Origin of the sequence: Luteolibacter algae (assembly GCF_042683045.1) — a bacterium.
Classification (GTDB): Bacteria; Verrucomicrobiota; Verrucomicrobiia; order Verrucomicrobiales; family Akkermansiaceae; genus Luteolibacter; species Luteolibacter algae.
Genome location: NZ_JBHUIT010000003.1, coordinates 327,216 through 341,043, shown reverse-complemented (window position 1 = coordinate 341,043; position 13,828 = coordinate 327,216). Strand labels below are relative to the sequence as shown.

General features: G+C 53.9%; 6 protein-coding genes, 1 tRNA gene and 1 pseudogene. 7 read left to right on the top strand and 1 reads right to left on the bottom strand.

Annotated features, from left to right (window positions below; genetic code table 11):
• Positions 1–43: 43 nt before the first annotated feature.
• On the bottom strand, positions 44–5,680 hold the full coding sequence (gene uvrA / locus ACFSSA_RS05675) for an excinuclease ABC subunit UvrA (protein WP_386819137.1): 5,637 nt from the start codon (positions 5,678–5,680) through the stop codon (positions 44–46).
• A gap of 127 nt (positions 5,681–5,807) precedes the next feature.
• Here uvrA and ACFSSA_RS05670 point away from each other — a divergent pair.
• From ACFSSA_RS05670 to ACFSSA_RS05640, 7 genes and pseudogenes are all read left to right on the top strand, one after another.
• Positions 5,808–5,882, top strand: a tRNA-Cys gene (locus tag ACFSSA_RS05670).
• 235 nt (positions 5,883–6,117) lie between these two features.
• Entirely contained in the window at positions 6,118–8,238 is a 2,121-nt protein-coding gene (locus ACFSSA_RS05665; RefSeq protein ID WP_386819135.1) for a sensor histidine kinase, read from the top strand.
• Positions 8,235–8,864 carry a response regulator gene (locus ACFSSA_RS05660; RefSeq protein WP_386819133.1) on the top strand — a complete coding sequence of 210 codons (630 nt, stop codon included), beginning with the start codon at positions 8,235–8,237 and terminating at the stop codon, positions 8,862–8,864. The genes ACFSSA_RS05665 and ACFSSA_RS05660 overlap by 4 nt, the downstream gene beginning before the upstream one ends.
• Positions 8,865–9,016: 152 nt before the next feature.
• A pseudogene (locus ACFSSA_RS05655) lies at positions 9,017–10,546 on the top strand (arylsulfatase).
• A 352-nt stretch (positions 10,547–10,898) separates the two neighbouring features.
• A complete protein-coding gene (locus ACFSSA_RS05650) occupies positions 10,899–12,209 on the top strand; it encodes a sulfatase-like hydrolase/transferase (protein ID WP_386819131.1) in 1,311 nt (436 codons plus the stop codon).
• A gap of 37 nt (positions 12,210–12,246) precedes the next feature.
• Positions 12,247–12,390, top strand: a complete 144-nt coding sequence (locus ACFSSA_RS05645; protein ID WP_386819129.1) for a hypothetical protein — start codon at positions 12,247–12,249, stop codon at positions 12,388–12,390.
• A 34-nt stretch (positions 12,391–12,424) separates the two neighbouring features.
• A complete protein-coding gene (locus ACFSSA_RS05640; RefSeq protein WP_386819128.1) occupies positions 12,425–13,828 on the top strand; it encodes a sulfatase family protein in 1,404 nt (467 codons plus the stop codon).

Genomic DNA, 13,828 nt, shown 5'->3' with positions numbered 1-13,828 from the left:
GATCAAACCTCAAGCCAGAGGATTTTCAGTGAAGCTTCCACGCTTAGTGAGTCTCCAATGCGGCTTTCAAAAACGGTGCCGTTCTTGAGGTTTTGGATTTTGCGACCTTTTCGGGAGTCCCCTGGGCGACGATTTTTCCTCCGTCTTCTCCTGCTTCGGGGCCGATGTCCAGGATCCAATCGGCTTCTGCGGCAACGGCCATGTGGTGCTCGATAACGACGACCGTGTGGCCTTCGTCGGCGAGGCGGTGGAGGATGTCGATAAGGCGTTTCACATCCTCCAGATGGAGTCCGACCGTGGGTTCCTCGATGAGATAGAGGTTCCTGGTGGTCAGCCGGGCATTATTGAGAGTTGCCTTCATCCCGCGTCCCTTGATGAGCTCGGAAACGAGTTTGATACGCTGTGCCTCGCCACCTGAGAGTGTGGGGGAGGCCTGGCCGAGCTGGAGATAGCCGAGGCCAGTGTCCGCCATCAGTTTCAATGGATGCGCGATTCTCGGCTGCGACTCGAAAAATCCCGAGGCTTCGTCGATGGTCATTGCAAGGACCTGACCGATGTTTTTCCCACGGAAGGTTACCTCCAGCGTGGCCGGATTATAGCGCATGCCGTTGCATTCCTCACAATGAACCCATGTGGATGGAAGGAAATCCATTTCCAGCTTCACGCGGCCGTTGCCCTTACATTCCGGACAGCGTCCTCCTTCCGTATTGAATGAAAACCTCGAAGGATCGAAGCCACGCATCCTCGCCTCCGGAAGCTGGGCGAAGAGTGCCCGAATATGATCGAAGACTTTCACATAGGTCGCGGGGCAGGAGCGGGAGGTCTTGCCAATGGGGGATTGGTCCACCTCATAAACGGATTTGATCGTTTTCTGGCCGGAGACGGATTTGTAGCTTTTCTGCTTCGTCTTGCGGTCGAAGGAAGCGGCCACGCACTGGTGCATCAGGGTTGATTTTCCTGAGCCGGAAATACCTGTCAGAACTGTCAGGCGGGCGAGTGGAATCTCGACATCGATGTCTTTCAGGTTGTTCGCGTTGCATCCCTTGATCTTGATGAAGGGGTGGCTTTTGGCGATTTTACGGCGCTCGCCACGTGTCGGATGGTCGATGGGGTGGGCTAGCGCACGATAAGTGGGAGAGTTAGACAGATCGTAGGTTTCAGTCTCCCCGGAAGCGCTGAATTTTCGGCTCTTCACGTTTTGTTCCGTGGAAGGTGGAGCACTGGCAAGCCGCGGTGGTAATCCTTGATAGACGATCTCGCCGCCAAGTCTTCCCGCTCCCGGACCTAGATCGATCAAGTGGTCGGCTGCCGCGATGGTGTCTTCATCATGCTCGACGATGATCAGTGAGTTGCCTTGATCACGTAGTGCGATGAGTGTTTTGAGCAAAGCGGAATTATCGCGCGGGTGGAGGCCGATCGTTGGCTCGTCCAGAACATACAGCACCCCGCGGAGGTTGGAGCCCAACTGGGCGGCCAATCGGATACGCTGTGATTCACCACCGGAGAGAGTATTGCCAGAGCGGTTCAGACTCAGATAACCCAAGCCGACTTCCTGCAGGAATGCCAGGCGCTGGCCGATCTCTGGCAGAATGTCGCGGGCAATCAATTTCTCGCGCTCAGCGGTGAATTTCAGTTTTTGAAAATGACCCGAGGCATCGTTGATTGATAGGAACGATAGATCTGCGATGGATGTGGAGGATGATGATTTCGCCTTGGAAGCCCGGGATGCCGCCAGGCGGACCGATGAACCGACGGGGTTCAAGCGGGAACCATCGCATGACGGGCATAGCACAAGGTCTGTGTCATCCATCCGGTCGATCGATCGATCTGCATCCATCTCAGCCTCGAGAACAGAATCGAAGCGTGCGGTATCGAGCGCTGCTCTGCGCTTTTTGGGGACCTTGCCGTGGCCGCGGCATTCCTGGCACCATCCGTGCGGGGAATTGAACGAAAACAGCCGTGGATCAAGTTCCTCGAAGGATCGGTTACAGGAAGGACAACTGTTATCTGTCGAGAGCAGCATGAACTTCTTATCCGCGGTGAATAGCTTGATGAGTCCTTTGCCTATTTCGAGGGCGCGGGAGAGCTCTGAGCTGAGCGCCGAGCGATCCGTCATCCGCGCAGTGTCTGTGACGACTACATCTATATCATGCTCGACGAAGCGCTCGAGCCGGGTGAAATCCTCCGCTTGCTTGAACTGCTTATCTACGAGAAGTGTGGTAAAACCTTGCTTCAAGGCCCACGCCGCGATTTCCGTATGATAACCTTTTTTACCGCGAATTAGTGGTGCTAGAATCTTGATGGAACCTTTCTTTAGCTCCGAGAGGATCTTTTTTTCAATGGCGGAAACCGATTGCTTCTCCACGGGGACCTGGCAATCCGGGCAGTAAAGTGTCCCGAGTTTCGAGTAAAGTAAGCGGATGAAATTCCATAGTTCCGTGACGGTCGCCACAGTGGATTTGCCGCCGCCCTGGGAAACGCGTTGCTCGATGGCAACGGTGGGTGGGAGGCCCTGGAGTTGGTCGATTTCCGGTTTTTCCAGTTGTTCCGCAAATTGCCGAGCGTAGGCGGACATGGAATCAAGGAAACGGCGTTGGCCTTCTGCAAAAAGGATGTCGAAGGCCAAGGTGGATTTCCCGGATCCTGACAGGCCCGATACAACGACCAACTCGTCGCGGGGAATATCCACCGAAATGTTTTTTAGATTGTGATGACGGGCACCGCGGAGGGTGATTTTGGTAGAGTCCGTTGCGGGGAGTGGGAGCTCACTCGCCGGACCGGAGGCTTCCAACTGCTTGCCTGCGAGCGCGGATTTGATATAAATCGCGGTCGGCGTTTCTGCCTCGGCGACTTGTTCTGGAGAGCCTTGGGCCACGAGTTTGCCGCCGTGTTTGCCGGCCTCGGGTCCCAGGTCCAGGATCCAATCCGCGGATTTGATCACATCCAGATTATGCTCGATGACGAGAAGAGAGTGACCGGAATCCACGAGCTTCTGGAAAACGGAAAGCAGGTTTTCAATGTCGGAGAAGTGAAGTCCGGTGGTGGGCTCATCGAGGATTAGTAATTTCTTCCCTGTGGCGGAGGAGGAAAGCAGCTGGCAGAGTTTGAGCCGTTGTGACTCACCACCGGATAGTGTGTTGAGAGCCTGACCGAGCTTCAGGTAACCGAGCCCCACCTCGACAAGAGGGGTGAGTATATTGATGATTTGATCGTGGCGTTTTGCGTGAGAAGCGGGGATACCTTCTTTGTTTTGATAGAAATCGATTGCTTCGGTAACCGTGGAATCGAGAATGTCATGGATGGATTTTCCAAGGTATTTGTATTCCAATGTGGATGGCTTGTAGCGCTTACCTTCGCAATCCGGGCAGGTGACGTAGATGTCTGAAAGAAATTGCATCTCCACTTTCTCGAAGCCATTGCCGGCGCACCGGTCGCAGCGGCCTTCTCCGGAATTGAAGGAGAAAAATCCTGTCTTCAACTCACGTGACTTCGCATCAGGCGTGTTGGCGAAAAGCTGGCGGATGGGATCAAACGCCCCGAGAAAGACGGCGGGAGTGGAGCGCGGTGTGCGTGCCACGGCAGTCTGATCGACAAGCTCCACGCCATCGATATACTGCGTCCCTAATAGCTCCTTGACAGGAGCGGGCTCTTCATTGGTCTCGATCCCGAGCTTTCGCGCAATGTTGAGATAAAGAATTTCATGGGAAAAGGTGGATTTGCCAGAGCCCGAAACACCGGTAAGACAGACAAATAGGCCTAGCGGGATTTCCGCATCGAGCTTCTTGATATTATGCCGCGAGGCACCTTTAACGAGGATCTTTTCTTTGCCCGGTTTGCGGCGCTCCCGCGGGACTGCGATGGAGCGTTCACCGGACAGCCACGGTAGGGTGCCGATGCTCTTTCCAGAGCATTCTTTTCCTGCTCCGCCATGGGTCGATACATTTCCTTCGAAGATGATGGTGCCTCCGTATTGTCCTGCTCCCGGGCCGATATCGACTAGATGGTCAGCCGCTTGCATGACAGTCTGCTCATGCTCGACAACGACCAAGGTATTCCCTTTGTCCCGCAGGCCGTGCATCACTCCTACCAGCCGATCGATATCTCGTGGGTGAAGCCCCACGGTCGGCTCATCAAGGACGAAGAGTGTCCCTGTCAGTGAGGCTCCGAGGCAGGTTGTCAGATTGACCCGTTCCACTTCTCCTCCGGAGAGTGTGCGGGTGGCACGATCAAGCGTGAGATAACTCAGCCCGACTTGATCGAGGTAATGAAGGCGTGAATTGATCTCTTTAAGGACGAGCTTGAGAGTGGATTCCTTCTCCGCCCGTTCTGCGTGGGTGACCAGGAGATTGGAAGAAAACTCAAGGAGCTCGCTGATGGGGAGCTGCCAGAGATCCGGGAGTGTTTTTCCATCGATTTTAAAACAAAGCGATTCCGGCTGGAGGCGTTTTCCCCGGCAGGTGCCACAGGTGGTGTAGGAACGGTAGCGGGAGAGAAAAACCCTGACGTGCATCTTGTATACCTTGGTCTCGAGCCAGTCGAAAAACCCTTTCACTCCATACCATCCCCCGGATTGCCAGAGCTCTTCCAGATCCTCGGGGCAATGGGTTTTACGGTCACCGTAGTAGATCCACTCACGGACTTCTTCATCCAGATCCTCCCACGGGGTATTGAGATCGATCCCGCGTTCCTTACAATTGCGGATCAAATCCCGCTGGCATTCTTCCCCGCGGTCTCCTTGGAAAGGTTTGATAGCTCCAGCTTTGATCGAGAGAGTTTCATCGGGAACCGCTTTGTCCAAATCTATCCCGATCACCCGCCCGAAGCCCCGGCATACCGGGCAGGCTCCCAACGGGGAATTGAAGGAAAAAAGGGCCGGGGTGGGAGCGCGTAACGTGAATCCGGTTCTTGGATTTGTCCACGTGGAGGAAAATGCTCTGGATTTCTCCTTGTGAAAAACTGCCGCATGCCCTTTTCCCAGTGCGAAAGCAGCTTCCAGTGCTTCCAGCAGGCGGGAGAAGCCTTCCCGAGTGATTTTCAACCGGTCTTGGATGACTGACAGTGAAGGCGGGATTTTAGAGGGCGGAGCTTCATCCGTGCGATAGGTTTCACCTTTGATGTGAACCCGGAGATAGCCCTGGGAGTTGAGGAAAGGGAAAAGTTCCTCAGGCTTTGCATCAGCCGGAACGGGAATCGGAAAAGTGATCAGAATATCCTCGCCCAAAAGGTTTTCCATAGCCCATCCAGCTGCGGATTCCGGTGAATCTGGCTGGATGACTTCGCCGCTATCCGGGTCGTAGCCGATCGCCAGGCGGGGAAAGAGTAGTTTCAGATAATCGTTGATTTCTGTCAATGTGCCAACGGTGGATCGGGTAGTCCGCACGTGGTTTTTCTGCTCAATGGCGATGGCGGGAGGGATGCCATCGATCGAATCGACCAAGGGCTTGTCCATCCGGTCGAAAAACTGTCTGACATAAGGGGAGAAGGTCTCGACATAGCGGCGCTGTCCTTCGGCATACAAAGTGTGGAATGCCAGCGAGGATTTTCCAGAGCCGGAAGGTCCTGTGACAACCGTCAGTTTCCCAAGTGGAATATCAAGGTCTAGTCCGCGTAAGTTATGCTGATGGCAGCCACGGAGGGCGATGACTGGAGCTTTTGTGGTTTTTTCCGACTTCTTGGGCACGCGCAAGGATAGCTTGAAAATGCTGCTCCGCTAGTGGAAGTGAGGGAAAAAATTAGTTTTTATTAAGCCGGGCATTGACATGATTACCTTTCTTGCGTAATCAATCGCCTCCCGCGCCGGGTTTAACGGCGGAGTCGCCAAGTGGTAAGGCAATGGTTTGCAAAACCGTCATTCGTGGGTTCGATTCCCACCTCCGCCTCCAAAATTTTCGCCCCAAGTTCTTGTAAATAAAGGACTTGAGGCTTTTTCGTGATGATGCACTGAAGTCCGGAGGATATGCGATTTCCCAGGCCATATTGTTGGTTTACGTAAGTTTGTGGCAATGGATGGGGTAGGTATGTGCGATTCGGGCGGGTGGCATTGTTAGAAGCGTTTAAAAACTGTTTCACTGTCCGCGAGCGTCATTTAATTCTCGTTGTATGGTTGTTGCGAAACTCATGTGCTCACGTCCGAGGTTGTACTGGGCACTGGTTGGGTTCATTTGTGCGATTTCTCTGGTAGAGGCGGCAGAGCATACGATTCCGGCGGTTCGCTCGCTACCGCTGGCGGTTGATGAAATACAGGAAGAGGAAGAGGTGGAGGTGGAGGTGGAGGTGGAGGTGGAGGTGGAGGTGGAGGTGGTCGGTCAGGTCTTATGGATCCATTCCAAAGGTGCCGGATTATTTTTACATGATGGTGAAGCCGGGATCTATGTCCAAAATATCAAAGGGCGGTTACCGTTTTCCGATTTTCGCGCGGGGAGTTGGGTGCGGGTGCGGGGGGGAGCGGCGGTCGGGGGATTTGCTCCATCGATCCTCGCCCATGGGATTGAAAAAATCGAAGATCGTCCTCCGATACAGGCTCGCCCGTTTTTTCCTTACGAGCTTCATAGCACTAAGATCGATTGCGATTGGGTGAGACTTCGCGGGTGTTTTGTTACCTATAAAATCCACGAGGAATATGGCATCATCATGTTGGAGCTGAACATGAACGGAGTCGTGTTGCTTGTTCAGCTATCGGACAGCCCGGAGACACGCGGGCGTTTGTTTGATATCATGTATCGGCAGGTAAGGTTCGATGCAGTGGTCGGCACACTTTATAACGAAGAGCGCCAGTTTACCGGGAGGATATTTTATGTGAATTCCCTGGAAAGTCTGAGCGTGGACTATTCTTCCGAGGAAATGGGGGAGCCGGAAAGAGTTCCCATCCATGAGCTGCTGAGAGTGGGGGATGACTATCGAAAGCCGGTGAAAACTTATGGAACTGTGACGCACGCCACGGAGTCTGAAATTTTCCTGAGGGGCGAACGTGCTTGTATTAAGGCGTCGATTTTCAAGGCGGCGGAAGTTTCCGTGGGAGATCGGGTGGAATTGGTAGGCCTGGTGACTCCGGAACCATTCGGTCCGGCCTTGCTTGCGCGTAATGTGCGGCTTGAAGCGCCGTCCCAGAAGAAGGTCGATCCAGTGGCGGTGAAGTTGAAGGGATCGATCAATGCTGGGCTTAACTATCAGCTGGTTGAGCTGGAGGCCCAGCTTGTGGATGTGGGGAAGTCCTTTCGCTCCGAGGGAGAGCACGCGGAGGAGGAGGTAATTTTGCTGTGCAGATCCGGCAAATATCTGGTGAAGGCGAAGCTTCCCGCCGGGGAGGAAGCAGATAGGAAGTGGTTGGTCGGCTCGTCGCTGCGCTTGTCGGGGATTTGCCATCTGGAGATTGCTCCGGCCGACCGTTGGCGCACGCGCGGAAACATCCATACCTTGTGGTTGCAGTTGAGAGGGGTGGAGGATGTTGCCGTGATGGATGCTCCGCCGTGGTGGACGACAGGGCGCGTCTTGTGGATCGTGGGGATTAGTGCGGGGCTATCGGTTTTGTTTTTTATCTGGATTGTCATCCTCCGGCGGACCGTTTCCCGGCAAACCCGAATGATCCGGAATCAGATCGAACGGGCGACGGTGTTGAATGAACGGCAGCGAATTGCCAGGGAACTGCACGATACGCTGGAGCAGGCTCTGCAGGCATTGAAATTGCAGCTGAATGTGATACGCCAGAAAATCGCGAAGCATGCACCGGAAGAGCTTCCAACCGTCAAGGTGGCCCAGGCGATGTTGGAAGGATGCAGCAGGGAATCGCGGAACTCGATTCAAGACCTGAGGGGGAGCGTTTTGGAAGAGATGGAGCTGCCTGCGGCGATCCGTATGATTGCCGGCTCCATGTTTGCGGACTGCGAGGTTGAGCTTGAAGTGGATGTGGAAGGCCCGGTCACGAGGTTGCCATTGTCCGCGGAGCATCAGGTGCTGCGTTTGGTTTGTGAAGCGGTAGCCAATGCGCTCCGGCACGCGGATCCGCGGGTTGTGCGCATTGAGTTGATCTATACGGAAACCACTCTGGATGTGAGTATCTTGGATGACGGTTGTGGATTCGATCCCGCTGCGGAATTCGCCTCCGGGCGCTTTGGACTGCTTGGGATGCGGGAGCGGGCAAACCGCTTGAAAACCACTCTCCTAATCAAAAGCGAGCTTGGCATGGGAAGCTGTATAGAGCTGAGTATCCCGATTGCCGAAAATTTGGAGGATACGGAATGATGAGTGAGCGGATTACCCTTTTGGTGGTGGATGATAATGCCATGCTGCGCACTGGTCTGAGATACACGATCCAGGCAGAGCTGGATATCCAGATCGTGGGTGAGGCGAGCAACGGATCGGAAGCTAGAGATCGTTTCCGGGAATTGCGCCCGGATGTGGTCTCGATGGATTATCGCATGCCAAAGGAGGATGGAGTGACTGCTTGCCGGAAAATTGTCGATGAATTCCCCGAAGCAAAAGTGTTGTTGCTCTCGATTTGCGAAGGAGAAGAGGATATTTGGAACGCATGGAATGCCGGAGCAAAAGGTTACCTGCCAAAGGATGATGCGGTCGGGCAAATCGCTGCGGCAATTCGTTCTTTGGCTGCTGGTCAACACTACTTTCCACCGGGAATCGCAGATAAGCTGGAGCTCCGGAAAGGACAAAGCTCTCTGACTCCGAGGGAGATGGAGGTTCTTCAATTGATTGTCCGGGGATGTAGCAACAAGGAGATCATGGAGGCATTGACGCTATCCAGCGGCACCGTCCGGATGCATGTTTCCAATATGATCGATAAGCTAGGCGTGGCGGACAGAACGCAAGCTGCGATTGCCGCCGTGAAGCGAGGGATCGTGCATTTGGATTAGGTTTAGAGCGCCGGGTCACATACGGTATTTTGTCTAGGTAGGCGGAGAGGTGGGTTTCGTGCAGACTGCACCTTCATCCATCCTAAGATGAGCGTGTAGCATGGTGCTCATCGGACACGGCTCTCTGAAAAAAATCCAATCAACTTTCCTCTATGGCCTCCCTGAAATCTATTCTGGCACTCGTGGCACTGATAAGCGTGCCAATGCGAGCAGTCGCCGCAGAACGTCCGAATATCATCGTAATCCTTTCTGATGACCTTGGGTATTCAGACCTGGGGTGCTACGGAAGTGAGATCGAGACACCCTCTCTGGATTCCCTGGCTGCGAATGGTCTGAGATTCCGCGAGTATTACAATTCGGCCCGCTGCTGGGTATCCCGTTCCGCACTGCTGAGTGGCTGCCATGTGGAGTGGCTGGACCGTCCGAAAAACGTGATTATCCCGCAATTGCTCAAGACCGTTGGCTACAACACCGGGATGGTCGGGAAATGGCACGTGGCTGACAAAGCGGACGGACCCGCCTCTCCATACGCACCATTCCAGCGTGGCTTTGATCATTACTTCGGAACTTTGTCCGGAGCCGGTTCGTTTTATGATCCGCATTCATTGACCCGCGATGACAAGGAGATCGCCGCAGAAGAAGGTTTCTACTACACGGATCGTATTGGAGAGTAGGCTGTCCGCCAGATCGAGGATTTTGCCAAAAGCGGAAAACCATTTTTTCAATATGTAGCGTTTACGGCGCCCCATTGGCCAATGCATGCGCCGGAAGAAATGATCCAAAAATATATAGATCGCTATCAGGAGGGCTGGGAGGTTCTGCGGCGGGAACGCTATGAGCGAATGCTCAAGATGGGAGTGATCGATGCAAAGCGTTACCCACTTCCTCCGATGGAACCCGGAGTCCCGAAATGGGAGGATGTGAAGGAAAAGAAATGGTATGCGCGGCAGATGGCGATTTATGCCGCGATGGTGGATATTATGGAACAGAATATCGGTCGCATCGTGGAAGCGCTTAAACGCACAGGAAACTTTGAGAATACCCTGATCATATTTGTAAATGACAACGGCGCATGTGCGGAAGTTCCGAAAGAAGGAGGCTCTGCCTCACATATCGTCGCCAAGGCCCGGGAGCGTGGGGAGACCATCGCCGAGGGAAATGATTTCAGCGTTGAAATGGGCGGCCCGCTGACCTTCAGCGCGGTAGGTCCCTATTGGGCCAATGCGCAGAATACCCCGATGCGGCGCTACAAAAAGAATGTCCACAATGGTGGAGCGATGACTCCGGCCATCATGCATTGGCCGGCAGGCCTGAAGCCCCGGCCTGGTTCCTTCACAGAGCAGCGGGGGCACTTGGTCGATATTATGGCTACCTGCCTGGAGCTGACCGGCGCGGAATACCCGAGGATTTTCAACGGTGATCTCATCATGCCACATGACAGCCTTTCATTGGTGCCCGTTTTGAATGGCGAAACCGTGCCGTGGGATCATCCATATATTTTCCGGCATGCCGGCACCGCGGCTGTAATCAAAGGAGATTACAAGCTGGTGAAGGAAAATGGCGGGGAGTGGGAGCTATACGATCTGTCCGAGAACCGGACCGAAACCGAAAACATCGCCGATAAAAATCCTGAGCGTGTGAAAGCCCTTTCGGAAATCTGGAACAAGAGGTGGGGAAAGTAAAAAAGCGCATTCACCTCATCAGCCTTTTCCTGGCTCTCTCCAGTGCAGAATGGCCGACCAGAAGCGTAAGGGTGGGAAAACTGGAATGGATGGAGGAGGAGAAAGAGTATACCAGAGACAATGATTCCGAGAACTAGAAGTATGACGGTGCCGGTTTGGTCTTCCATTCTTGCAGCCCTCTGCCTGGGAGCGCTCGCATGCAATGCATCGGAAAAGGCAATCATCGAAGAGAATCAATGCAAGATGTTCTTTCCCTTTGGGAACCGCGGGTATTTTCCCGAAGCGGGCGCGTCGATTCCGGAATTCATTCAATAGGCCTATAAAAATACTTGGTGCACTTCACCGGAACCACATGACAAAATATATTTCCATCTCCATTTCTGTTTTACAGGCCGGGATCATCTCACTCACCGCTGCCTCAAAGCCCAACATCGTGCTGATCATGGCGGATGACATGGGCTATGAATGTCTGGGAGCCAATGGCTCCACCTTCTACGAGACGCCGAATCTCAATCGCCTGGCCGCACAGGGAATGCGTTTCGAGCACGCTTACTCGCAGCCTGTCTGCACACCATCCCGTGTGCAAATTATGACGGGCCGTTATAATCCAAGGAACTACACAGGCTTCGCTGCGCTGAATCCGAACGAAATCACCTTTGGAAATGTGCTGCAGGACGCTGGCTATAAAACGTGTATCGCCGGAAAGTGGCAGTTGGAAGGTGGGCTCGAAGGTCCACGGAATTTCGGCTTCGATGAGTATTGCCTCTGGCAACTGACACGGCGTCCCTCGCGGTATGCTGATCCAGGCTTGGAGATCAATGGTGAAGAAATGGATTTTCCCGGGAAATACGGCCCGGATGTCGTCACCGACTACATCGTGGATTTTATTGGGAAGGACAGGAAAGAGCCATTCTTCGTCTACTATCCCATGCTGCTACCACATTTCCCGTTTCATCAAACGCCGGATGGGAAGAAGTGGAACAAGCAGGAGACGGATCTCGACCTGAAGACCTACTATTTCCGCGATATGGTGGCGTATGCGGACAAGATGGTCGGGAAGATCGAACAATCTCTCGTGGATGCGGGAGTCCGTGAGAATACCTTGCTGATTTTCACCTGCGATAACGGGACTGATAAACACATCACGTCTCCGTTTAACGGGAAGTCTCTGAAGGGAGGCAAAGGCACTACGCCGAATGCCGGCACGCACGTCCCGTTTGTCGCGCATTGGCCGGGGACCATCAAGCCGGAACAAGTGAGCCATGAGTTGATCGATTTCTCCGATCTTTTGCCGACTTTTTCCGAATTGGGCGGTGCCCAAGTGCCAACGGATCGGGTGATCGACGGGCGAAGTTTTCTCCCAATCCTAAGAGGCGAGCCGGGCACGCCGCGGGAGTGGATTTATTGTTGGTATCAGCGCGATGGGAAGCGAAACGGAAGCGCCAAAGTCTACGCGCGGAACAAAACCTACAAACTTTATGCGGACGGAGCATTTTATGACGTTCCCGCCGATGAGCTCGAAAAGCGTCCGCTGACACCAGAGAAGATCGATTCCCACGCTCGGAAAATCCGTGGCGAATTGGAAAAAGTCATTGGAGATATCGATCAGAGCGCCTCCCGGAGCTTTACCTATGACTTGGGAACCACGACCGGGAAACGGTAATGCCAGTGGCCAAGATACCTATTCAATTGACAAAAAGATGATGATGAGAAAACTAATTTTCCTGAGCCTCATGTGGGCGCTCGGCTCGGGCCCGCTTTCCGCGCAGGCCCACAAGCACGATGCATCGAAGACCGAAGAAATTTCCTGCCAGCTCGGGCAATTTCAGATCGTTGCCGAATAAACCGCGGCCCAACAATCAATCGATAAACTGAATTATGCACAAACCACATTTACTAGGCTGCCTGGCGACATTCGCAATGATCGGGCTCAGCACAGCACTAACGGCTGCACCGAAAAATTTCATCGTGATCCTGGCGGACGATCAAGGCTATGGAGACTTGAGCTGCTTCGGCTCACAGCGGATAAAATCGCCGAACATTGATGCCCTGGCCAGCGAAGGGATGCGAATGACAAGCTTCTACATGGCGTCATCTGTTTGCTCGCCGTCACGCGCGGGCCTGCTGACCGGCCGCATGCCAAAACGGGTAGGAGTCCCGAGGGTTTTGTTCCCGCATTCGGAGACCGGACTGCCACCGAGCGAATTGACCGTTGCTGAATTGATGAAAAGCAAAGGCTACGCCACCGCTGCCGTGGGTAAGTGGCATCTGGGGCACCTTAAGCAATATCTGCCGACCCAACAGGGCTTTGATTCCTATTTTGGCATTCCCTACAGCAATAATATGTCCACGTCCCCGGACCTGACCTACGCCGGGAATATCAAATTTGCGGAAGGGTGGACGGAGGAGCGCCTGCGGAAGGATCTAGCTGCAATACAGGCGGATTCCAGATCTCGGAAGGATCTCGCTCCGCTGATGCGTGACAACGAAGTGATCGAATATCCGGTGGATCAGAGTCAGCTGACGAAACGTTATACCGAGGAGGCGGTTCGCTTCATTCATGAGAACAGGGAACGGAGGTTTTTCCTATATCTCGCGCATGCCATGCCCCACGTTCCCATCTTTTCCTCGGATGAATTCAAGGGATCCGGCGAAAATCCCTATTGCGATGCGATCCATGAAATGGACTGGAGCGTTGGCCAGGTGATGAAAGCACTGAAGGAAGCGGGAATCGATCAGGACACATTTGTCATCTATACCTCCGATAATGGGCCGGCTAGCGGCTCGGCAGGAAGCCTGCGGGGAAGGAAATTCACAACTTTCGAAGGAGGTGTCCGCGTGCCGACGATCATCTGGTCACCCGGCGAAGTGCAGGCCGGCAAAGTCTGCGGGGAAATGGTTTCCGCGCTCGATCTTTTCCCGACCTTCGCAGCCTACATCGGGGCTGACCTTCCGTCCGACCGCGTTTATGACGGATACGATGTGAGTGGGCTCTTTTCCGGAAAAACCGAGTCATCTCCGCGAAATATGAATGCCTACTATCAGGCTACCCAGCCGACGATTGATGGAATCCGCGTGGGCGACTGGAAGCTCCTGCTCAAAGGCGATCGCAATCAAAAGGGTAAGAAAGTGCTGGCTGCCAAGCCAATGCTCTTCAATCTGGAGAATGATCCTTCCGAGAAGATCAATCTCTACAGCTCACATCCTGAAAAGGTGGAGGAACTGCAGAAGCGGATGTCTGAGTTCGATGCCACCATTCAGGAGTCCTCACCAACTCAATAA